Annotated in this window: 19 protein-coding genes; 11 read left to right on the top strand and 8 right to left on the bottom strand. The window is 70.0% G+C overall.

What is annotated here, in order from left to right; translation table 11 throughout:
• The first annotated feature begins 57 nt into the window (after positions 1-57).
• Together LR948_RS04485 and LR948_RS04480 are read left to right on the top strand one after the other, a co-directional pair.
• Positions 58-690 (top strand): MarC family protein, encoded by a 633-nt coding sequence (locus LR948_RS04485; RefSeq protein WP_232752763.1) that lies wholly within the window; start codon positions 58-60, stop codon positions 688-690.
• Between the two features lie 40 nt (positions 691-730).
• Positions 731-1,312, top strand: coding sequence for a TIGR02281 family clan AA aspartic protease (locus LR948_RS04480; RefSeq protein ID WP_232752761.1), 582 nt, complete (start codon positions 731-733; stop codon positions 1,310-1,312).
• A 283-nt stretch (positions 1,313-1,595) separates the two neighbouring features.
• Here LR948_RS04480 and LR948_RS04475 read toward each other — a convergent pair whose 3' ends face one another.
• Both LR948_RS04475 and LR948_RS04470 read right to left on the bottom strand, forming a co-directional pair.
• Complete coding sequence (locus tag LR948_RS04475; RefSeq protein WP_232752760.1) at positions 1,596-2,054, bottom strand: DNA polymerase III subunit chi; 459 nt, start codon at positions 2,052-2,054, stop codon at positions 1,596-1,598.
• Positions 2,055-2,059: 5 nt separating this feature from the next.
• Entirely contained in the window at positions 2,060-3,526 is a 1,467-nt protein-coding gene (locus LR948_RS04470) for a leucyl aminopeptidase (protein ID WP_232752758.1), read from the bottom strand.
• Positions 3,527-3,712: 186 nt separating this feature from the next.
• Between LR948_RS04470 and LR948_RS04465 the strand changes: the two genes are divergently transcribed.
• Genes LR948_RS04465 through rsmA form a run of 6 tightly spaced genes read left to right on the top strand, consistent with a single transcriptional unit; the run spans position 3,713 to position 11,135 of the window.
• The gene (locus LR948_RS04465; protein WP_232752757.1) at positions 3,713-4,852 is read left to right on the top strand and encodes an LptF/LptG family permease; all 1,140 of its coding nucleotides are present in this window, start codon (positions 3,713-3,715) and stop codon (positions 4,850-4,852) included.
• On the top strand, positions 4,849-5,946 hold the full coding sequence (lptG, locus tag LR948_RS04460) for an LPS export ABC transporter permease LptG (protein ID WP_232752756.1): 1,098 nt from the start codon (positions 4,849-4,851) through the stop codon (positions 5,944-5,946). The genes LR948_RS04465 and lptG overlap by 4 nt, the downstream gene beginning before the upstream one ends.
• Positions 5,946-8,102, top strand: a complete 2,157-nt coding sequence (locus LR948_RS04455) for an LPS-assembly protein LptD (protein ID WP_232752755.1) — start codon at positions 5,946-5,948, stop codon at positions 8,100-8,102. The genes lptG and LR948_RS04455 overlap by 1 nt, the downstream gene beginning before the upstream one ends.
• Positions 8,087-9,319: a peptidylprolyl isomerase gene (locus LR948_RS04450; protein ID WP_232752753.1), complete on the top strand. Its 1,233-nt coding sequence runs from the start codon at positions 8,087-8,089 to the stop codon at positions 9,317-9,319. The genes LR948_RS04455 and LR948_RS04450 overlap by 16 nt, the downstream gene beginning before the upstream one ends.
• The gene (gene pdxA, locus LR948_RS04445; protein ID WP_232752752.1) at positions 9,316-10,287 is read left to right on the top strand and encodes a 4-hydroxythreonine-4-phosphate dehydrogenase PdxA; all 972 of its coding nucleotides are present in this window, start codon (positions 9,316-9,318) and stop codon (positions 10,285-10,287) included. The genes LR948_RS04450 and pdxA overlap by 4 nt, the downstream gene beginning before the upstream one ends.
• Positions 10,284-11,135: a 16S rRNA (adenine(1518)-N(6)/adenine(1519)-N(6))-dimethyltransferase RsmA gene (rsmA, locus tag LR948_RS04440; protein ID WP_232752751.1), complete on the top strand. Its 852-nt coding sequence runs from the start codon at positions 10,284-10,286 to the stop codon at positions 11,133-11,135. Before pdxA ends, rsmA begins: the two co-directional genes overlap by 4 nt.
• Before the next feature lie 295 nt (positions 11,136-11,430).
• Here the strand turns inward: rsmA and LR948_RS04435 are convergent, their stop codons facing one another.
• The 3 genes from LR948_RS04435 to prfA form a co-directional block, all read right to left on the bottom strand.
• On the bottom strand, positions 11,431-12,150 hold the full coding sequence (locus LR948_RS04435; RefSeq protein WP_232752750.1) for a DUF4167 domain-containing protein: 720 nt from the start codon (positions 12,148-12,150) through the stop codon (positions 11,431-11,433).
• Positions 12,151-12,402: 252 nt separating this feature from the next.
• Positions 12,403-13,239, bottom strand: a complete 837-nt coding sequence (prmC, locus tag LR948_RS04430) for a peptide chain release factor N(5)-glutamine methyltransferase (RefSeq protein WP_232752749.1) — start codon at positions 13,237-13,239, stop codon at positions 12,403-12,405.
• A complete protein-coding gene (gene prfA / locus LR948_RS04425) occupies positions 13,236-14,285 on the bottom strand; it encodes a peptide chain release factor 1 (RefSeq protein WP_232752748.1) in 1,050 nt (349 codons plus the stop codon). The genes prmC and prfA overlap by 4 nt, the downstream gene beginning before the upstream one ends.
• A 127-nt stretch (positions 14,286-14,412) precedes the next feature.
• Between prfA and LR948_RS04420 the strand changes: the two genes are divergently transcribed.
• Positions 14,413-14,706 (top strand): hypothetical protein, encoded by a 294-nt coding sequence (locus tag LR948_RS04420; protein WP_232752747.1) that lies wholly within the window; start codon positions 14,413-14,415, stop codon positions 14,704-14,706.
• On the opposite strand, the gene LR948_RS04415 is transcribed toward LR948_RS04420, so the two are convergent.
• The 3 genes from LR948_RS04415 to LR948_RS04405 form a co-directional block, all read right to left on the bottom strand.
• Entirely contained in the window at positions 14,648-15,064 is a 417-nt protein-coding gene (locus tag LR948_RS04415; protein ID WP_232753171.1) for a DUF1499 domain-containing protein, read from the bottom strand. The genes LR948_RS04420 and LR948_RS04415 overlap by 59 nt on opposite strands.
• 43 nt (positions 15,065-15,107) lie before the next feature.
• Positions 15,108-16,076 (bottom strand): agmatinase, encoded by a 969-nt coding sequence (gene speB, locus LR948_RS04410; RefSeq protein WP_232752746.1) that lies wholly within the window; start codon positions 16,074-16,076, stop codon positions 15,108-15,110.
• Between the two features lie 253 nt (positions 16,077-16,329).
• Positions 16,330-17,496 (bottom strand): M20 aminoacylase family protein, encoded by a 1,167-nt coding sequence (locus LR948_RS04405; protein WP_232752744.1) that lies wholly within the window; start codon positions 17,494-17,496, stop codon positions 16,330-16,332.
• Between the two features lie 65 nt (positions 17,497-17,561).
• Here LR948_RS04405 and mazG point away from each other — a divergent pair, with 65 nt between their 5' ends.
• Positions 17,562-18,371, top strand: a complete 810-nt coding sequence (gene mazG, locus LR948_RS04400) for a nucleoside triphosphate pyrophosphohydrolase (protein ID WP_232752742.1) — start codon at positions 17,562-17,564, stop codon at positions 18,369-18,371.
• Positions 18,372-18,793: 422 nt separating this feature from the next.
• Complete coding sequence (locus LR948_RS04395) at positions 18,794-19,750, top strand: YihY/virulence factor BrkB family protein (RefSeq protein WP_232752740.1); 957 nt, start codon at positions 18,794-18,796, stop codon at positions 19,748-19,750.
• The last annotated feature ends 112 nt before the right edge of the window (positions 19,751-19,862 follow it).

Here is a 19,862-nt window from a genome sequence, read left to right as displayed (position 1 = left end):
GCCCCATCGGCGCACGCCCCCTTGCCCCATGCCGCCGCGCCCCTTAAGCGCGAAGGCATGGACCTCGCGCTTCTCATCTCCGCCTTCACGACGCTCTTCGTGGTGATCGACCCGATCGGCACCACGCCGGTCTTCATCGCGCTGACCCGCGGCATGAGCCCGGCACGGCGGCGCGCCATCGCGCTGCGCTCCTGCCTGATCGCCGCGGCGATCCTCTGTCTTTTCGCGGTCGCGGGCGAGGCGGTCCTGGGCTTCGTCGGCATCACCATGCCCGCCTTCCGCATCGCAGGCGGCCTCCTGCTGTTCCTGACCGCGCTCGACATGCTCTTCGAGCGCCGCACCAAGCGCCGCGAGGACAAGGCCGAGGAAGCCGAGGACGACGTGCCCGACCCCTCGGTCTTCCCCATGGCGATCCCGCTTCTCGCGGGCCCCGGCGCGATCACCTCGGTCATCCTCCTGGTGAGCCGCGCCGGCGATCCCGCCGAGCTGGCCACGGTCTTCGCGGTGATGTTCGGCGTCCTGGCCATCGCACTGGTGCTGCTTCTGACCTCGGGCTTCATCGAGCGGGTGCTCGGCAAGATCGGCATCACCGTGGTCACACGGCTCCTGGGCCTCCTGCTCGCCGCGCTCTCGGTGCAATTCGTGGCCGACGGGCTCCTGGCCTTCGGCTTCGGCACGCCGCCCGGCTGAGGATCTTTCCAATCCCGGCCGCCGTGCCTATCTCAGGCCCATGGACGCCATGGATTACGGACAATTCGCCTATCTCGCGCTTCTGGGCGCGGTGCTGGTCTTCTGGTTCTTCGTGCAGGACCGGGCCAATCTCGGCACCAAGGTCAAGGCGCTGGCGGCCTGGGTCTTCATCTTCCTCGGCGCCATCGCGGTGATCGGCCTCTGGGACGACATCCGTGGCACGGTACGCCCGCAGCAGAGCTACCTGGCCGAGGAGGCACGCATCGTGCTGCCGCGCCAGGCCGACGGGCATTACCACGCGCGGCTCGAGGTGAACGGCACGCCGGTCTCCTTCCTGGTCGACACCGGGGCAAGCGGCACGGTGCTGGGGCAGCGCGACGCGGCGCGGCTGGGATTTGCGCCCGAGGAGCTGGCACATACCGGCGTGGCGGAGACGGCGAACGGCTCGGTCCGGACCGCGCGGGTGACGCTCGACAGCGTCGCGCTCGGGCCCTTCGAGGATCAAAACGTGCCGGCCTATGTGACCGAGGGCGCGCTGGAGCAATCGCTCCTGGGGATGAGCTACCTGCAGCGCTTCGGGCGGCTGGAGATCGCGGGCGACGAGCTGATCCTGGAGCGTTGAGGCGCGGATCTTCACGGAAGATCCGGGTGGGACTTTTAGGAAAAGTCCCTGTGGTGCATGGGTTGTCGGGGGTGGCGAAGTCGGATCTTCGCGGAAGATCCGGGTGGGACTTTTGGGAAAAGTCCCGAGGTGCGCGGGGTGTTGGGTCTGGCGCGGGCGGATCTTCGCGGAAGATCCGGTTCGGACTTTTGGGAAAAGTCCGGGGCGCCCGGCCCCAGGATCTTCGTGAAGATCCGCACCAGGACTTTTGGCAAAAGTCCTGCCACGCCCCGCAGCAGCCCCCCTAGCGTTCCGCCTTCTTCTCCCAGCGCCCGCTTTCCTCGGACCAGTATTGCGCCGCGCAGCCCGCGTCGGTGAGCGCCTTCCACTGCACCCGCGCGGCCTGCACCGCGGCGGGATCGGTGCCGTCGAAGAGCACGCAGACCCGCTCCAGCGCCGCGACCTCCTCGGGGCAGACCTCGGCGCCGTCGATCGCCATGACGCATTGCGGCTCGTTGGGCGCGGCGCGGGTCTCGGTCAGCAGGATCGGCTGGCGCGCATCGGCCTTGCCCCCGGCCCGGCCGTGCGGCAGGAACTCCTCCGCCTCACCGAGCCAGAGCCGCTGGTCGAGCCAGTCGAGCCGCGCGGCATCCCGGCCCCGGACCGCGACCCGCCAGCCCGCCCCGCGCGCCTTTCCGAGGAGCATGGGCAGTGTCTCCTCGAGCGGGCGGCGGGTCAGGTGGTAGAAATAGGCCGCGCCCATGGTGCTCAGCCCTCGTAGCGGTCCGCGACCAGGCGGTTGAGCGCCATGACGCCCCAGCCCGAGGCGCCTTTCGGCGCCAGCGGCGTCTCCTTGGCGGTCTTGGCCATGCCGGCGATGTCGATGTGGATCCAGGGCGTCTCTTCCTTGACGAAGACCTTGAGGAACTCCGCCGCGGTGATCGTGCCCGCGGCGCGCCCGCCGGTGTTCTTGATGTCGGCGAGCGGGGTCTTGATCTGCTCGGCGTAGCCCGGGCCGAAGGGCAGCCGCCAGACGCCCTCGCCTTCCGCCGCGGCGGCCTTGGAGAAGGCGCCCGAGAGGTCCTCGTCATTGGCGAAATAGGCGGCGTTCTCATGGCCGAGCGCGATGATGCAGGCGCCGGTCAGCGTGGCGAGATCGATCATCGCGGCGGGCTTTTCGTATTCCTGCGCGTACCAGAGCACATCGGCCAGGACGAGCCGGCCCTCGGCGTCGGTGTTGATGATCTCGATGGTCTCGCCCTTCATGCTGCGCACGATGTCGCCGGGGCGCGAGGCGCGGCCGTCGGGCATGTTCTCGACGATGCCGACGAGGCCGGTGACATTGGCCCGCGCCTTGCGCCGGGCGAGCGCCTTCATCACGCCCGCGACGGTGCCCGCGCCGCCCATGTCCATGGTCATGTCCTCCATGCCGGCTGCGGGCTTCAGCGAGATGCCGCCGGTGTCGAAGACCACGCCCTTGCCGACCAGCGCCAGCGGCGCGGCGTCGGCCTCGCCGCCCTTCCAGCGCATGATGACGAATTTCGCCGGGCTCTCGGAGCCCTGGCTGACCGAGAGATAGGCGCCCATGCCCAGCTCGGCCATGCGGTCCTCCTCGATCACCTCGACCTCGACGCCGAGATCGCGCAGCGCCTCGAGGCGGGTGGCGAACTCGGTGGTGGTCAGCACATTGGCGGGCTCGGAGACCAGGTCGCGGGTGAAGACCACGCCCTCGGCCACCGCCAGCGCGGTCTCGACGCGCGGGCCCACCTCATCGGGCTTCGAGACCATGAGCGTCACCGCGCCCGGGGCCTCGCCCTTCTCGGTCTTGTGGTCGGTGAAGCCGTAGGCGCGCAGCGCCAGGCCCGCGGCCAGGTCCTCGGGGCGGGTCAGGGATTCGGCCAGGACCAGCGCCGGCTTGGTCGAGACCTTGGCCAGCGCCGCCCCGGCCTTGCGCGCCTCGGCGACCGAGGGGCGGCGCGGCAGTTTCACGACGTCGATGGCCTCGGCGGCCATGCCGGCGGGCCAGGCGAGGCTCATCACATCACCGGTCTTGGCCTTCTCGAAGCCCGCGCTCTCCACGGCGCGGGCCAGCGCGCCCTTGCTGAGGCGGTTGAGCCGCCGCGCGCCGGGGCTCAGCTTGCCCTCGGGCGTGACGCAGACCGCGACGCGGCCCTCGGCCTCCTTCAGCGCCTCGAGGTCCGTCGCCGTCACCGTGATCGCGCGCAAATCGGTCATGCCTGTCTCCTTCGCAACTCTCAGAATGTCATCTCGGGCGTCACCGGATCCCCCCTGAAGGAGCCGCGGGCGCCGCGGGTTGTCCCAGAGGTAGCGAGGCAGGGAAGGCTTGACCAGAGGCACCTTTCCCGGCCCTTCCCGATGGGCTAGGGTCGCGCGGAACTGACGGTCGGTCTGGGGGGATCGGTGGCCAAATTCGACAGGTACATGCTGTCGCGCCTCATGGTGCTTTTCGGCTTCTTCGCGCTCGTCCTGGTCTCGGTCTACTGGGTCAACCAGGCCGTGATCCTGTTCGAGCAGCTGGTCTCGGACGGCCATTCGGTCGGCATCGTGCTGGAGTTCACCGCGCTGTCGCTGCCCACGACCATCGTGCGGGTGCTGCCGCTCGCGGCCTTCGTCTCCGCGCTCTATTTCACCCAGCGCCTGATCGGCGATTCCGAGCTGACGGTCATGCAGGCCACCGGCTATTCGCCCTGGCGGCTGGCGCGGCCGGTCCTGGCCTTCGGCGGGCTGGTCGCCGCGATGATGCTGATCCTGGCGCATGTGCTGGTGCCGCAGTCGCTCGAACAGCTGCGCCTGCGCGAGGCCGAGATCTCCAACGCCGCCTCGGCGCGGCTCCTGCGCGAGGGGGTCTTCCTCAGCCCCGCCTCGGATGTGACCTTCTACATCCGCGAGATCACCGAGGACGGCGAGCTGCGCGACGTCTTCCTGACCGACCGCCGCCAGCCGGGGCGCGAGGTCACCTATACCGCCGAACGCGCCTTCGTGGTGGGTGACGGCGCCGACGAGGCCAACCTGGTGATGCTGAGCGGGCTGGCGCAAACGCTGGAGCTGCAGACCAACCGGCTCTCGACCACGACCTTCGCTGATCTGACCTATTCGGTCTCGAGCCTGATCGAGGAATCGGGGCTCGGGAAACAGAAGCTCGAATCCACCCCGAGCTGGGAGATCCTCGCCGATTTCACCGGCGTGATGGAGCGCACCCGCGAACGCCCGGCGGAGCTTCTGGTGGCGCTCTTCTCGCGGGTGCAGCAGCCGCTCCTGGCGCTGGTGGGCGCGTCTATCGGCTTCGCGGCGCTCCTGACCGGCGAGTTCTCGCGCTTCGGCGTCGGGCGGCAGATGTTCCTGGCGGTCGGGCTGGTGGTGCTGGTCTATTTCCTCGAAACCGCGGTGGCGGGCGCCGCCGAGGTCAGCATGGCGAGCACCGGGCTGATCTTCCTGCCCAGTATCGTGGGCCTCGGCATCGCCGCGGGGCTCCTGCATCTCGCCGCAAGGCCGCGACGGCCGAAACGCGGGGCGGCCCAGGGCCAGGAGGCGCCGGCATGATGCTGCATCTCTACTTCGCGCGGCGCTTCCTATTCACCTTCCTGTCGATCCTCGGCGGGGTGGCGGCCTTCGTCTATGTCCTTGATTTCGTGGAACAGATCCGCCGTTTCGACGATGACAACGTCTCCTTCGGGGGGCTCGCGCATCTGACGCTCCTGAACGCGCCGGCCTCGCTCTACGAGATGATGCCGCTGGTGATGATCCTGTCCTCGGTGGCGCTGTTCCTGGCGCTGGCGCGCTCCTCGGAGCTGGTGGTGACGCGGGCCACGGGCCGCTCGGGCATGAGCGCGCTGGCGGGCCCGGCGCTGGTGGCGCTCGTGGTCGGCATGGTCTCGGTCGCGGTCTTCAACCCGATCGTGGCGGCCAGCACCCAGCGCTTCAGCGAGCTGCGCGAGCTCTACGAGGACGGGCGGCAAAGCGTGATCTCGATCGGCGCCGACGGGCTCTGGCTGCGCCAGGGCGACGAGAGCGGCCAGACGGTGATCCGGGCGGCACGCTCGAACGCCGATGCGACGCTGCTCTACGACGTCTCCTTCCTGCGCTACCAAAGCGGCGTCGGCCCGACGCGCAGGCTGCTCGCGGGCGAGGCGGAGTTGGCCGAGGGCGCCTGGCGGCTTCGCGACGTGAAGGCCTGGCCGCTTGGCCCGGAGATCAACTCCGAGGCCAATGCCGAACAGCTCTCGCAGATGGAGATCCCCTCGACCCTGACCCGCGACCGCATCCGCGACCGCTTCGGCCAGCCCTCGGCGATCTCGATCTGGGCGCTGCCGACCTTTATCGCCGATCTCGAACGCTCGGGCTTCTCGGCGCGACGGCACGCGGTCTGGCTGCAGATGGAGCTGGCCCGCCCGATCTTCCTGGTGGCGCTGGTTCTCGTCGGCGCGGCCTTCACCATGGAGCACGCGCGCCTCGCCCGCACCGGCATCGCGGTCATGTCGGCGGTGCTGATCGGCTTCGGGCTCTTCTACGTGCGGAACTTTGCGCAGATCCTCGGGGAAAGCGGCCAGCTTGGACCGCTCGTGGCCGCCTGGGTGCCGCCCGCGGCCTCCCTTCTGCTTGCGCTCGGGCTGCTTTTGCAGAAGGAAGACGGCTGATGCGGCGCCTTCTCTGTCTTCTCGCGGCCCTGATCTGGCCTCTCTCCGCCTCCGCCCAGGAGGCCGGCGGCGCAACGCCCCCGGCGCTGCTTGTGGCGGATATGGTCTATGTCGAAAGCGAGGACGTCCTGGTCGCCGAGGGCAACGTCGAGGCGGTCTACGACGGCCGCCGCCTGACCGCGAGCCGGGTGGTCTACGACGACGGCGCGGGCACCCTGTCGATCGAAGGCCCGATCCGCATCACCGAGGCCAATGGCGACGTGCTGACGGCCAGTTCGGCCTCGCTGGATGAAGGCTTCCGCAGCGGCATCCTCGCCGGGGCGCGCATCGTGCTCGACGAACAGCTGCAGCTCGCGGCGGTCGAGGCGCGGCGCGTCGGCGGGCGCTACACCGAGCTGTCGAAGGTCGCGGTGACCTCCTGCCAGGTCTGCGGCAAGAACGAGAAACCGCTCTGGCAGATCCGCGCCGGCCGGGTGGTGCACGACCAGGAGGCGCGGCAGATCTACTTCGAGAACGCCACCTTCCGCGTGCTCGACGTGCCGATCTTCTACTTCCCCCGGCTGCGCATCCCCGATCCGACCCTGAAGCGCGCGCGCGGCTTCCTGCCGCCGCAGGTGCGCACCTCGACGCTTCTCGGCTTCGGGATCAAGCTGCCCTATTTCATCCCGCTCGGGCCGCATCAGGACGTGACGCTCACGCCCTATCTCTCGACCGAAGGGCGCACCCTCGAGATGCGCTACCGCCGCGCCTTCACCAATGGCGACATCCAGATCGACAGCGCGGTCAGCAGCGACAGCCTGGTCGAGGACCTGCGCGCCTATGCCTTCGTCTCCGGCAATTTCGACCTGCCGCGCGACTTCGTCCTCGACTTCGGCATCGAGACCACCAGCGACGCGGCCTATCTCGACGTCTACGGCTTTTCCTCGAGCGACCGGCTGAAGAACTTCGCCGAGATCACCCGCTACAAGCGCGACAGCGCCTTCTCTTCGGCGGTGAGCTTCTACGAGACGCTGCGCGACGAGGACACCACCGAGACCCGGCCCTCGGCGATCCTCGATTTCACCTACGAGCGGCGTTATTTCCCGGCGGCCATCGGCGGCGAGCTGCGGCTGAGTGTGGATTCCCACGCGCATTTCCGCCCCTCCGACCAGCCCTTCGACGGCTCGGACGCCGACAGCGTGGTCGACGGGCGTGACGTCAGCCAGCTCTCCGCGACGGTCTCCTGGCGCGACCGTTACACGCTGCCCGGCGGGCTGCGGTTGGGCCTCGTGGGCCAGGTCTCGGGCGACCGCATCCGCATCGCCCAGGACGACACCTCTGAGCCCGAGGCCTCGGTGCTGACGCCCGCCGCCTCGGCCGAGCTGCGCTGGCCCTGGGTCCGGCGCGGCGCCTCGGGCGCGCGGACGCTGATCGAACCGCTCGCGCAGATCGCCTGGTCGGGTGGCGAACGGCCCACCACCGCCGCCGACGAGAGCACCCGGCAAGAGTTCGACGAGGGCAACCTCCTGTCGATCTCGCGCTTCCCGGCGCCCGACCGGCGCGAACGCGGGGTGGTCGGCGTCGCGGGCATACGCTGGCGCCACAGCGACCCCCTGGGCTGGAGCGCGGGGCTGACCATGGGCCAGGTCTGGCGCGAGGAGCGCGACCCCGCCTTCACCAAGTCCTCGGGCCTGAGCGAGACCGATTCCGACATCCTGATCGCCACACATTTTGCCACGGCGCTTGGCTTCCAGGTCTCGGGCCGGGGGCTTCTGGACCTTGATGCCGCGGATTTCTCCAAGGCCGAGGCCCGCGTCGACTGGGAGACCCGGCGCTTCGAGCTGGGCGCCTCCTACCTTCTGCTCAAGGCCGATCCCGCCGAGGACCGCGACGAGACGCAGTCCGAATGGACCCTCGACGGGGCCTATGAATTCACGCCCGACTGGTCGGCCGACGGCTACTGGCGCTACGACCTCGGCGACAACCGGTCCGACCGCGCCGGGCTGGGCGTGACCTGGCAGAACGAATGCGTGCTGGCCGAGTTTTCGGTCTCGCGCCGCTTCGCCTCATCCACTAACCTCGAACCGTCCACAGATTTCGGCCTGACCGTCTCGCTGAAAGGCTTCAGCACGGGCGGCAGCGCCAAGGAGTACCGCCGCACATGCTCGACCTTCTGAAGACCACGTTGAAACCCGCGCTCGGCGCCGCGCTTCTGGCCGCAGCCCTGACGCTGCCCGGCGGCACGGCGGAGGCGCAGAACCTCTTTGCCCCGGCGATCCGGGTCAATGACGCGGTCATCACCAACTACGAGATCCAGCAGCGGGCACGGATGCTCGAGGTGCTGAGCGCGCCGGGCGACCCCGAAGAACAGGCGCGCGAGGCGCTGATCAACGACCGGCTGCGGATCGAGGCGGCGGCCCGCCTGGGGCTGACCCCCTCGGAAGAAGAGATCGTCGAAGGCATGGACGAGTTCGCCAGCCGCGCCAACCTCAGCCGCGAGGAGTTCATCCAGGCGCTGGCGCAGGACGGCGTGGCCGAGGAAACCTTCCGCGACTTCGTGCGCGCCGGCGTGGCCTGGCGGCAGGTGGTGCGTCAGCGTTTCGCGGGCCGGGCCAATGTCTCGGCCGACGAGGTCGAGCGCGCGCTCGGCAGCGGCGGCACCGGCTCCAACGTGCGGGTGCTGCTCTCCGAGATCATCATGCCCGCCCCCCCGCAGGAGCGCGCCGCCGTGCGCGCCCGCGCCAACCGCATCGCGCAGTCGCAGTCCGAGGGCGAGTTCTCGGCCTTCGCGCGGCAGTTCTCGGCCACCGCAACGCGGCAGTCGGGCGGCCGCCTGCCCTGGCAGGACCTCTCGGAGCTGCCGCCGCAGCTGCGGCCGATCGTGCTCGGCCTCGCCCCCGGCGAGGTCTCCGACCCGCTGCCGATCCCCAATGCCATCGCGCTCTTCCAGCTGCGCGGCATCGAGGAGACGGGTTATGACGCGCCGGAATATGCCGCCATCGAATATGCCGCCTACTACCTGCCCGGCGGGCGCACGCCCGAGAACCTGGCGCGGGCGCGGGTGATCGCCACCCAGACCGACCGCTGCGACGACCTCTACGGCATCGCCAAGGGCCAGCCGGCCTCGCGGCTCGACCGCGAAAGCGCGGCACCGGGCGACCTGCCGACCGACGTGGCGCTGGAGCTGTCGAAGCTCGACCCCGGCGAGATCTCGACCGCGCTGACGCGCTCGGGCAACCTCATGGTGCTGATGCTCTGCGGCCGCACCCAGGAGGTGAACCAGGACGCCGACCGCGAGGACCTGGCCATGGGCATCCGCAACCGCCGGCTCGACGCGCTCTCCGAGGGCTACCTGGCCCAGCTCAAGGCCGACGCCTACATCGTCACCCAATGAGCCCGGCCCCCATCGCGCTGACCTGCGGCGAGCCCGCGGGCATCGGCCCCGAACTCGCGCCCAAGGCCTGGGCGGCGCTGAAGGACGAGCTGCCCTTCTTCCTGATCGGCGATCCGGCGCATCTGCCCGAGGGCACCCCGGTGGTCGAGATCACCCAGCCGCAGGAGGCGCCCGCCGCCGCCGCGCGCGGGCTGCCGGTCCTGCCCGAACGCATGGCGGGCCCGCGGGTGCCCGGACGCCCCGACGCGGCCCAGGCGCGCGGGGTCATCGCGGCGATCGAACGGGCGGTGTCGCTGGTCTCTGCGGGCAAGGCCGGGGGGCTCTGCACCCTGCCGATCCACAAGCAGGCCCTGGCCGAGGGCGCGGGCTTCGCCTTCCCCGGCCATACCGAGTTCCTGGGTCACCTGGCCGAGGTCTCCGAGGTGGTGATGATGCTCGCCTCGGAGCGGCTGCGCGTGGTGCCCGCGACCATCCATATCGCGCTGTCGGAGGTGCCCGGCGCGCTGACCGCCGAACTTCTGGAGGCGCGCCTGCGCATCACCCGCGCCGGGCTGATCCGCGACTTCGGCATCGCCGCGCCGCGCATCGCCGTGGCCGGGCTCAACCCGCATGCGGGCGAAGGCGGCAAGATGGGCCGCGAGGAGATCGAGGTGATCACCCCGGTGCTCGACAAGCTGCGCGCCGAGGGCTTCGACATCGCCGGGCCCCTATCGGCGGACACGATGTTCCACGAGGCCGCCCGGGCGCGCTACGACGTGGCGGTGACCATGTATCACGACCAGGCGCTGATCCCGATCAAGACGCTGGCTTTCGACCGCGGCGTGAATGTCACCCTCGGCCTGCCCTTCGTGCGCACCTCGCCCGACCACGGCACCGCCTTCGACATCGCCGGCAGCGGCAGCGCCAACCCCGGCTCCACCATCGAGGCGCTGCGCCTGGCCTGGCGCATGGCCGGAGCGCGGGCATGAGCGGGATCGACGGGCTGCCGCCCCTGCGCGATGTCATCGCAGCCCACGAGCTGCGCGCGCGGAAGTCGCTGGGCCAGAACTTCCTTTTGGACCTGAACCTGACCGCGCGGATCGCGCGGGCGGCGGGGGACCTCAGCCAAAAGGACGTGCTCGAGGTCGGCCCGGGCCCCGGCGGGCTGACGCGCGGGCTTCTGGCCGAGGGCGCGCGCCGGGTGCTCGCCATCGAGAAGGACCGCCGCTGCCTGCCCGCCCTGGCCGAGATCGGCGCGGCCTATCCCGACCGGCTCGAGGTGATCGAGGGCGACGCGCTCGAGGTCGACCCGCTGGCCCATCTCACCCCGCCGATCGCGGTGGCGGCGAACCTGCCCTACAACGTCGGCACCGAGCTTCTGGTGCGCTGGCTGACGCCCGCCGACTGGCCGCCCTTCTGGGACAGCCTGACGCTGATGTTCCAGAAGGAGGTCGCCGAGCGCATCGTGGCGCAGCCCGGCTCCAAGACCTACGGGCGGCTGGCGATCCTGGCGCAGTGGCGGGCCGAGGCGCGGATCGTGATGACCCTGCCGCCGGGGGCCTTCACGCCGCCGCCGAAGGTGTCGTCGGCGGTGGTGCATCTGACCGCCCTGCCCGAGCCGCGCTTTCCCGCCGATGCCAAGGTGCTGGAGGAGGTCGTGGCCAAGGCCTTCAACCAGCGCCGCAAGATGCTGCGGGCGAGCCTGAAGGGGCTGCACCCGGAGCTGGAGGGCCTGTTGGAGACGGCGGGCATTGTGCCCACCGAGCGCGCCGAGCAAGTGTCTCTGGAGCAGTTCTGCGCGCTGGCCCGCGCGGTGAAGGCCGCGCGGCAGAGGTAGCGGGGCGGCGGGCTCGGGGAGCGCGTTGCGTGAGTGTGGCTGGACCGCTTTCTCACCGTTTACCTCGCCATTGAAGCAGGAAGTCGGTGAGAGCTGAGCGTCCGGCCCCATGGGACTGCGCCCACGTCTCCTGAAAGCGCGTGCCTTCTACCGGAGACCTACCCCCGACACTGCGGCAGATACTTGGTCACTCGGCCAACCCGCTACGCGGCCACCCCACGCCCCCGCCCCCCAAACACGAAAAAGCCGGCCACTCCGGGCCGGCTTCTCGCGTCTCTTTAGGCAAGCCCTGCGCTCAGTCGCCGCCCGAGGCGGTGGCCTGTTCGGAGCCTTCCGCGGGCTGCTCGGCCGCGGGTTTCTTGCGCGGCTTGCGCTTGGGCTTCTCGGCGTTCTCGGGGGTCTCCACGAGGTTGGAGTCGCCGTCCGAGTTGTTGAAGTCCACGACCTCGGCGAAGCCTTCGCCCTCGCCGCCCTCGCGGGTGCCGGATTTCTCGGACTGGCCGCCCTGGCCGCCGCCGCCCGAGGACTTCGCGCGCTTCTTGCGCGGCTGCCCGCCCGAGGCGTTCTGGCCGTCGTTGCCGTTGCCGCCCTTGCCGCCGCCGGACTGACCGTCCTGGGCGCGGGTGTCATTGCCGGAGTTGGCGCTGCCGTCGTCCTGGTCGTCGCCGGACTTCTGGTCGTCGCCGTCGCGCTCGGCGCGTTCGCGGTCGCGCTGCGACTGGCGTTCGCGGTTCTCGCGTTCCTGCTGCTCGCGGCGCTGTTCCTGCTCGCGCTGCGCCTCGCTCAGGAGCCGCTGGTAATGTTCGGCGTGCTGCTGGAAGTTCTCGGTCGCCACGCGGTCGTTGGCGAGCTGCGCGTCGCGGGCCAGCAGGTTGTATTTGTCGATGATCTGCTGCGGCGTGCCGCGCACCTTGCCGTCGGGGCCGCTGGAGTCGAACACCCGGTTGACGACGTTCCCCATCGCGTTCCGGTTACGATTGTTCTTCGACCGGGACCGTGATTTCGATGATCTCATAACTCAGGTCAGTCCTGTCTCTGACTGTGGCCAGTGATCCCTGCGGGACAGGTGTGCCCGCTGCACTGGATCACCATTTTGTCTGGCTTGATACCGGGCACGACGGAACAACCGTCCGAGCCAACTCCCGGTGCCTATGAGTAAACACGCAAGGTGCGATTAAACAAGGGGCAATCGCCAAAAAAGCGGTGTTTTGCGGCGCAAGAGGGCTCTTGCAGGGCGGGAAACGCGGATTTCCGCGGGTTTTGTCCCTCAGGTGCGCCGCGCCGAGACCACCCGGTCGCGGCCGTCGAGGTCGCGGATCACGCTCACCTCGCCCAGGCCCGCGGCCCGCAGGATGGCGCTGACCGCCTCGGCCTGGGTCGGCCCGGTCTCGAGGAGAAGCCGCCCGCCCGGCGTCAGGTGGCGCCCCGCGCTCGCGCCGATCTGGCGGTAGGCGTTGAGCCCGTCGGCCTCGTCGGTCAGCGCCATGCGCGGCTCGTGATCGCGCACCTCGCGGGTCAGGCCGTCCATCTCGTCATAGGCGATGTAAGGCGGGTTCGAGACGATCAGGTCGAAGCGCTGCCCGCGCGCGAGCGGCACGAACCAGGAGCCCTCGAGGAAGGCCACCCGGTCGGTCAGCCCCAGCGAATTGCGGTTCCAGAAGGCCACGTCGAGCGCCTTGTGCGACAGGTCGGTGGCGATGCCCGTGGCATTCGGCAGCTCGGCGGCCAGCGTCAGCGCGATGCAGCCCGAGCCGGTGCCGAGGTCGAGGAACCGGCTCACCGGCTCGGACAGCGCCGCCTCGATCAGGGTCTCGGTCTCGGGGCGCGGATCAAGGACGTCGCGGCTGACCAGGAACTCGCGGCCGTAGAACAGCCGCCGCCCGATCAGATGCGAGATCGGGATGCGCTCGCAGCGGCGCTCGATCAGCACCCGGAAGATCACCGTCAGGTCCGGGTCGACCTCTTCGGGCAGGAACAGCGTCAGCCGCGCCGGCGGCACCCGCAGCACATGCGCCAGGAGCCGCCGGGCGTCACGACCCCCGTCGGGCACCCCCGCGCCGGTCAGCGTGGCTGTGGCCTCGGCGAGAAGCTCGGAGCCCTTCATCCGCCCATCTCGGCCAGGAGCGTCGCCTGGGCGTCCTGGATCAGCGCATCGGTCACCTCGTCGAGGTCGCCCGCCATGACCTGGTCGAGCTTGTAGAGCGTGAGGTTGATGCGGTGGTCGGTGAGCCTTCCCTGCGGGAAGTTGTAGGTGCGGATGCGCTCGGAGCGGTCGCCCGAGCCCACCTGCGCCCGCCGCAGGTCCGAGCGTTCCGAGGCCGCCTTCTGCCGCTCGGCGTCGAACAGCCGGGTGCGCAGCACCTGCATGGCGATCTCGCGGTTGCGGTGCTGGGACTTCTCCGAGGAGGTCACCACGATGCCGGTGGGCACATGGGTGATGCGCACCGCGCTGTCGGTGGTGTTGACGTGCTGGCCGCCCGCCCCCGAGGCGCGCATGGTGTCGACGCGGATCTCGCCGGGGTCGATCTCGATGTCGACCTCGGCGGCCTCGGGCAGCACCGCGACGGTGGCGGCCGAGGTATGGATGCGGCCGCCGGATTCGGTCGCGGGCACGCGCTGAACCCGGTGCACGCCGGATTCGAACTTCAGCCGGGCGAAGACCTCGGCGCCCTCGATCCGGGCGACGACCTCCTTCACGCCGCCGAGCTCGGTCAGCTGTTCCTCGATCAGCTCGAAGCGCCAGCCGCGCGCCTCGGCGTAGCGCTGATACATGCGCAGCAAGTCGCCCGCGAAAAGCGCCGCCTCCTCGCCGCCGGTGCCGGGGCGGATCTCGAGGACCGCGGGCCGCGCGTCGGCGGCATCCTTGGGCAGGAGCGCGATCTGCAGCGCCTCTTCGACCCCGGGGCGCTTCTCGGTCAGCTCGGCCAGTTCCGCCGCGGCCAGCTCGCGCATCTCGGGGTCCTCGGTCAGCGCCCGGGCCTCGGCGATGCCCGCCTCGAGCGCGCGCCACTCGGCGATCACGTCGACCACCGGCTTCAGCTCGGCGTATTCGCGCCCGAGCGCCGCGATATCCCCCGATCCCTCGGCCATGCGGGCCTCGAGATATTCGAACCGTTCGGTGATCTGGGACAGGCGTTCTTCCGGAATCATGTCGCGGTGGTTGCCCATCGGCCCGGCGGGGTCAAGCCCGCCCGCGCGCCCGGCGAAAGGATGCTGCGCGAAGGCCCGGCACGACGAAAGACTTGATCGAAACCCCGCTTGGCCGCAGGCTTGAGGGATGTTCCGTCGGGCCTTGATGATCGCCGCCCTCGGCGGCCCTGCCCTCGCCGATGTGCCGGTTCCCGGCGGTCGGGCGATCCCCTGCTACTGCACCGACAGCCAGGGCGACCGGGTCGAGCTGGGCGAGGTGATCTGCCTCAGCGTCGACGGCCGCAGCTTCACCGCGCAATGCCAGATGTCGCTCAACAACCCGATGTGGCGCGAGCTCCACGAGGGCTGCCTGTCGAGCCGGGTCAGCCCGCCTCCTGCGCCCGCAGCTCCTGAAGCCAGCCCTCGACCCGCGCACGGTTGACCCCGAGGTCCGCCTGGCCGAAGCGCAGCCGGGCGTAAAGCTCGATCACCTCGCCGTCGAGCTCGAGCGTGGTGTAATCGGGAAAGCCCATCCACTTCGAGCGGGTGACATAGGTGATGCGTCCCTCTTCGACGCTGCCGGCCAGAAGCTCGGTGCGCGGCGTGGACAGGATGATCCGGTCGAGCGTGGCCATGGCCTCTTCGCCGCCCGGGATGCGGCGGCGCACGCCGGAGGCAAGGTCCTGGTCGGCGCTGACCTGCGGATCGACGTGCCAGACCGCCGGGTCCGAGGGCGCGAAGCGGATGAAGGCCGCCCCACCGATCGCCAGGAGCACCAGGAGAATAAGGATATATTTCAGCACGTTCCGCTTGCCTCCTTGGCTTTTACCACCGCCGAACGCATCAGCGGGCCCTGCGGGTCCAGCCCCAGAGGCAAATGATCTCCATCGCGACATGCGCGCCCGCGACCGCGGTCGCCCCCGTGGTATCGTAGGGCGGCGAGATCTCAACCACATCGCCGCCGACAAGCGGCAGACCGGCAAGATCCCGCAGACAGATCGCCGCCTGCCCGGAACTGAGCCCGCCCCAGACCGGCGTGCCGGTGCCCGGCGCGAAGGCCGGGTCGAGGCAGTCGATGTCGAAGGTCAGATAGGCCGGGGTCTCGCCGACGATCTCGCGGATGCGCCGGGCGGTGACGGCGGGGCCCTCTTCGTGCACGAAGCGCGCGTCCAGCACCTCGACGCCAAGGGTGTCGGGATTGGTGGTGCGGATGCCCACGGCGACCGAGTTCTCGGGCTTGATGAGCCCTTCCTTCACCGCCTTGTAGACAAAGGTGCCATGGTCGATCCGCTCGGGGTCGTCGTCGACCCAGCTGTCGGAATGGGCGTCGAACTGCACCAGCGCCAAGGGCCCGTGCCGCGCCACATGGGCGCGCAGGATCGGCAGGGTCAGGAAATGGTCACCCCCGAGGGTCAGCGCCGCCGCCCCCTGATCGAGAATCGCGCCGATATGGGCCTCGGCCATGGCCGGCACCTCGGCGGTCTTGGCGTAGTCGAAGGCCATGTCGCCGTAGTCCGCGATGGCGAACTCCGAGAGCGGGTCGAAGCCGTCCCAGCCGTAGGGCGGGTCATAGGGCTGCAGCGTCGAGGCCTCGCGGATCGCCCGCGGCCCGAAGCGGCAGCCGGGGCGGTTGGTCACCGCCTGGTCGAAGGGCATGCCGGTTACGGCAAGGTCCACGCCCGCGAGGTCCTTGGTGTAGCGCCGGCGCAGGAAGCTCGTGGCGCCCGCAAAGGCGTTCTCGTAGGAGAGCCCGCGCGCGCCCTCGCGGGTGAAGGCGTGGTCGATCTGGGTCTTGGCGTCTTCGAGGGCCATGGGCGGGGCTCCTGTCGGGGCTGGTTTGGTCGCGTCGGTCTGTCGTCTCGGCGGGCCGGCCTGGTGGCGGGGACGGGAGCGAGGGGGCTGTCTGCCCCCTCGCGCTCCCCCGAGAGGTATTTTTGGCCCGGTCATGCAGCGGGCGGGGATTGTGATGGCCGGGCGTTGGGCCCGGCCGTGGGCGCAAATTGCGCGGTCGCGGGGCGTTTTGCCAAGGCGGCGCGCGTAGTGGCGCGCCGCTTGAGAGCCGTTCTCAGGCCGCGCGGCCGTGGCGGGTTTCGATCAGCTTCACGAAGAACGAGGCTCCAAGCGGCGCCACGGCGTCGTTGAAGTCGAACTTGGCGTTGTGCACGCCCGGACCGACGCCCTGGCCGAGCTTGACGTAGGCCCCCGGCCGCGCCTCCAGCATGTAGGAGAAATCCTCGGCCCCCATGACCGGCGGCGTGTCCTCGTCGACGCCTGCGTCGCCGGCCACCTCAGCGGCGATCCTCGCGGCGAAGGCTGTTTGGTCGGCGTGGTTCACCGTCGGCGGATAGGAGCGGTCGTAGTCGATCTCGACCTCGAGATCGCCGCCCGCCGCCGCCGCCTCGGCCAGCGCGCGGATGCGCCGCTCGGCCATGTCGCGCACCTCGGGGTCGAAGCTGCGCACCGTGCCCGCGATCATCGCGCTGTCCGGGATTACGTTCCAGGCCGAGCCGGAATGGATCTGGGTGATCGAGACCACCAGCTGCTTCATCGGGTCGGTGTTGCGCGCCGCGATGGTCTGCATCTGCAGGCCCAGCCCCATGGCCGCGGGGATCGGGTCGCGGGTGCCATGCGGGCGCGCCGCGTGACCGCCCTGCCCCTTGAGCGTGATGGTAAAATCATCCACCGCCGCCATGATCGGCCCGGGCCGCGTCGAGAAGCGCCCCTCGGGGTTCGCGGGGTCGGTGTGGATGGCATAGACCTCCTCGATGCCGAAGCGCTCCATGATGCCCTCTTCGACCATGATGCCGCCGCCGCCGCCGGATTCCTCGGCCGGCTGGAAGATCACCGCCACGGTGCCCGCGAAGTTGCGCGTCTCGGCCAGGTAGCGCGCCGCGCCCAGCAGCATGGCGGTATGGCCGTCGTGCCCGCAGGCATGCATCCGCCCCGGCACCTTGGAGGCATGCGGCGCGCCGGTCTCCTCGGTCATCGGCAGGGCGTCCATGTCGGCCCGGAGCCCGGTCACCGGCCCCGCGCCCTGCCCTCGGATCAGCCCCACGACGCCGGTGCGCGCGATGCCCTCGTGCACCTCGTCGAGGCCGAAACCGCGCAGCTTCTCGGCGACGAAGGCGCCGGTCTCGTGGCAGTCGAGCGAGAGCTCGGGGTTGGCGTGCAGGTGGTGGCGCCATTCCGCCATCTCGGCGGCGAACTCGGCGATCCGGTTCACGGGGGGCATTGCTGGACTCCTTCTCGGGCTTGGGCCATGCCTCGGCACAGAACCCGATCCGGAGGCCGAGCACAATGGACGACGCGCTGATCCACAACCCCGAGGGCGGGATGCCGCGGCTCCTGGCCATCATGGCCGCCCTGCGCGACCCCGAGGCGGGCTGCCCCTGGGACGTCGAGCAGGACTTCGACACGATCGCGCCCTATACGATCGAGGAGGCCTATGAGGTCGCCGATGCCATCGAGCGCGCCGATTGGGGCGACCTCAAGGGCGAGCTCGGGGATCTGCTCTTCCAGTCGGTCTTCCACGCCCAGATCGCCCAGGACCGCGGGCTTTTTGACTTCGACGATGTGGCCAATGCCATCGCCGACAAGATGGTGGCGCGGCATCCGCATGTCTTCGGGGCGGAATCGAACGCGAAGAGCGCCGAGCAGCAGACCCGCGACTGGGAGGCGGTGAAGGCCGCCGAACGCGCGGCGCGCGCCGAGACCGGCGTGCTGGAGGGCGTGGCCCGCGGGCTGCCGGCCCTGACCCGCGCGGTGAAGCTGCAGAACCGCGCGGCGCGGGTGGGCTTCGACTGGCCCTCGACCGAGGAGGTCATCGACAAGATGATCGAGGAGGCCCAGGAGCTGCGCGAGGCCGAGGATGCCGCCCACCGCGAGGAGGAGTTCGGCGACCTGATGTTCGTCATGGCCAATCTCGCGCGGCACCTGAAGATCGACCCCGAGGCGGCGCTGCGCGCGGCCAACGCCAAGTTCGAGCGCCGCTTCGGCGCGGTCGAGGCCGGGCTGCGGGCGCGCGGCAAGAGCCCCGCCGAGAGCGACCTGGCGGAGATGGATGCGCTCTGGGACGCCGCGAAGCTGCGGGAGAAGGCGGCGCGGTAGGGGCTTGCCGTCGGTCGTTTTCAGCCACAGGCGGGATTGCTGTGAGCAGTTTGGGGGTAGGCAGGGGTGTGCAGCCGTCTTTCTCAGCCCTGTGAGACCGAGGCAACGGGTCCGGCTGCCTGCCGTCAAAACACCGCGCCCGAGACGCCTAGCCCGCCCAAAAGCATCTTTCCGCCCTTTCGCTGCACCGCCGCGCTTGACCCGAGTATTTTTGTCGGGCAAGAAGTCAGGGATCGCCCCGGCTCCCGGCTCGGGCCATGGTTTCGGCGTCTTCGGTTCCCTCCGTTTCGTCGATCTGGGCCTCGGCGAGACGTGACGCCGGGGCCCTTTTTTCTGCCCCTTCCTCCCCCGTGACGCCGCGCGCAACTGGCGGCTTTCCGCTCAGGCGCTATACTTTCGCAGGCAACGACAAGGGTTTCAGAATGACCAAGCATCCCGGCTCCGACGCCGCGACGCCCCTGCAAATGCCGAGCCGCGGCTGGTGGCAGATCCTGCGGCGGGTCTATGCCGACACGATCGACGACAACGTGCTGGTCATCGCCGCCGGTGTGGCCTTCTTCGGGCTCCTGGCGATCTTTCCCGCCGTGACCGCGCTGATCTCGGTGGCGGGTTACGCGCTCGATCCCACGGATGTGGCCAACGAGCTCGACGAGCTGGCGACGCTGCTGCCCGAGAACGCCGCGCTGATCATCCAGGACCAGGTGATCCAGGTGACCGGCGCCTCGGAGACCGCCAATGGCCTTTTGTCGCTTTTCTCGCTGCTCCTGGCGATCTACGGCGCCACGCGCGGGGTGAAGACGCTTATGGCCGGGATCAACGTGGCCTACGGCGAGCGCGAGCGGCGCGGCTTCCTGCGGCTGAACCTGACCGCCTATGTGCTGACGGTGGTGCTGATCTTCGGGGTGCTGGTGTCGCTGGCCATGATGATCGGCACGCCCGCGGCGCTGGCCTTCCTGGGCCTCTCGCGCCACGCCGAGACGCTGGTCTTCCTGGCGCAGTTCAGCCTTCTGGCGGCGATGTCGGTGGGCGGGCTGGCCTTCCTTTACCGCTACGCGCCCTCGCGACGGGCGGCGAAATGGCGCTGGGTGCTGCCGGGGGCGGTGCTCTCGACCTTCCTGTGGATGCTGGGCACCAGCGGCTTCTCGGTCTACGCGCAGAACTTCGCGAGCTACAACGAGACCTACGGCGCGCTTGGCGGGGTGATCATCCTGCTGACCTGGATGTGGCTTTCGGCCTTCATCATCCTGCTCGGCGCCGAGGTGAACGCGGAGCTGGAATACCAGACGCGCCGGGATTCGACCCGCGGCCGCGACCGCCCCGAGGGCAAGCGCGGGGCGGCGAAGGCGGATCGCTACCCGGAGCGTTACGCGGCGCATTGAGGGGTGAATGCCGCTTGGATGGGGGTGCGGCGCGGGGTTCAGCGGAACGCTGATCCAGCGCAGCACTTCTCCCCGCTCCTCTCCAGTCCCCTCACCGCACACCCCAACGCCG

It is taken from the genome of Roseivivax sp. GX 12232 (genome assembly GCF_021272185.1).
Classification (GTDB): domain Bacteria; phylum Pseudomonadota; class Alphaproteobacteria; order Rhodobacterales; family Rhodobacteraceae; genus Roseivivax.
The sequence above is the reverse complement of the archived record's forward strand: the minus strand, read 5'-3'. Positions and strand labels throughout refer to the sequence as shown.

Excerpts from the sequence above, each read along its gene's own strand:
- LR948_RS04485 (WP_232752763.1), top strand. The coding sequence starts at position 58 with ATGGACCTCGCGCTTCTCATCTCCGCCTTCACGACGCTCTTCGTGGTG.
- LR948_RS04480 (WP_232752761.1), top strand. The coding sequence starts at position 731 with ATGGACGCCATGGATTACGGACAATTCGCCTATCTCGCGCTTCTGGGC.
- LR948_RS04475 (WP_232752760.1), bottom strand. The coding sequence starts at position 2,054 with ATGGGCGCGGCCTATTTCTACCACCTGACCCGCCGCCCGCTCGAGGAG.
- LR948_RS04470 (WP_232752758.1), bottom strand. The coding sequence starts at position 3,526 with ATGACCGATTTGCGCGCGATCACGGTGACGGCGACGGACCTCGAGGCG.
- lptG (WP_232752756.1), top strand. The coding sequence starts at position 4,849 with ATGATGCTGCATCTCTACTTCGCGCGGCGCTTCCTATTCACCTTCCTG.
- LR948_RS04455 (WP_232752755.1), top strand. The coding sequence starts at position 5,946 with ATGCGGCGCCTTCTCTGTCTTCTCGCGGCCCTGATCTGGCCTCTCTCC.
- LR948_RS04450 (WP_232752753.1), top strand. The coding sequence starts at position 8,087 with ATGCTCGACCTTCTGAAGACCACGTTGAAACCCGCGCTCGGCGCCGCG.
- pdxA (WP_232752752.1), top strand. The coding sequence starts at position 9,316 with ATGAGCCCGGCCCCCATCGCGCTGACCTGCGGCGAGCCCGCGGGCATC.
- rsmA (WP_232752751.1), top strand. The coding sequence starts at position 10,284 with ATGAGCGGGATCGACGGGCTGCCGCCCCTGCGCGATGTCATCGCAGCC.
- LR948_RS04435 (WP_232752750.1), bottom strand. The coding sequence starts at position 12,150 with ATGAGATCATCGAAATCACGGTCCCGGTCGAAGAACAATCGTAACCGG.
- prmC (WP_232752749.1), bottom strand. The coding sequence starts at position 13,239 with ATGAAGGGCTCCGAGCTTCTCGCCGAGGCCACAGCCACGCTGACCGGC.
- prfA (WP_232752748.1), bottom strand. The coding sequence starts at position 14,285 with ATGATTCCGGAAGAACGCCTGTCCCAGATCACCGAACGGTTCGAATAT.
- LR948_RS04420 (WP_232752747.1), top strand. The coding sequence starts at position 14,413 with ATGTTCCGTCGGGCCTTGATGATCGCCGCCCTCGGCGGCCCTGCCCTC.
- speB (WP_232752746.1), bottom strand. The coding sequence starts at position 16,076 with ATGGCCCTCGAAGACGCCAAGACCCAGATCGACCACGCCTTCACCCGC.
- LR948_RS04405 (WP_232752744.1), bottom strand. The coding sequence starts at position 17,496 with ATGCCCCCCGTGAACCGGATCGCCGAGTTCGCCGCCGAGATGGCGGAA.
- mazG (WP_232752742.1), top strand. The coding sequence starts at position 17,562 with ATGGACGACGCGCTGATCCACAACCCCGAGGGCGGGATGCCGCGGCTC.
- LR948_RS04395 (WP_232752740.1), top strand. The coding sequence starts at position 18,794 with ATGACCAAGCATCCCGGCTCCGACGCCGCGACGCCCCTGCAAATGCCG.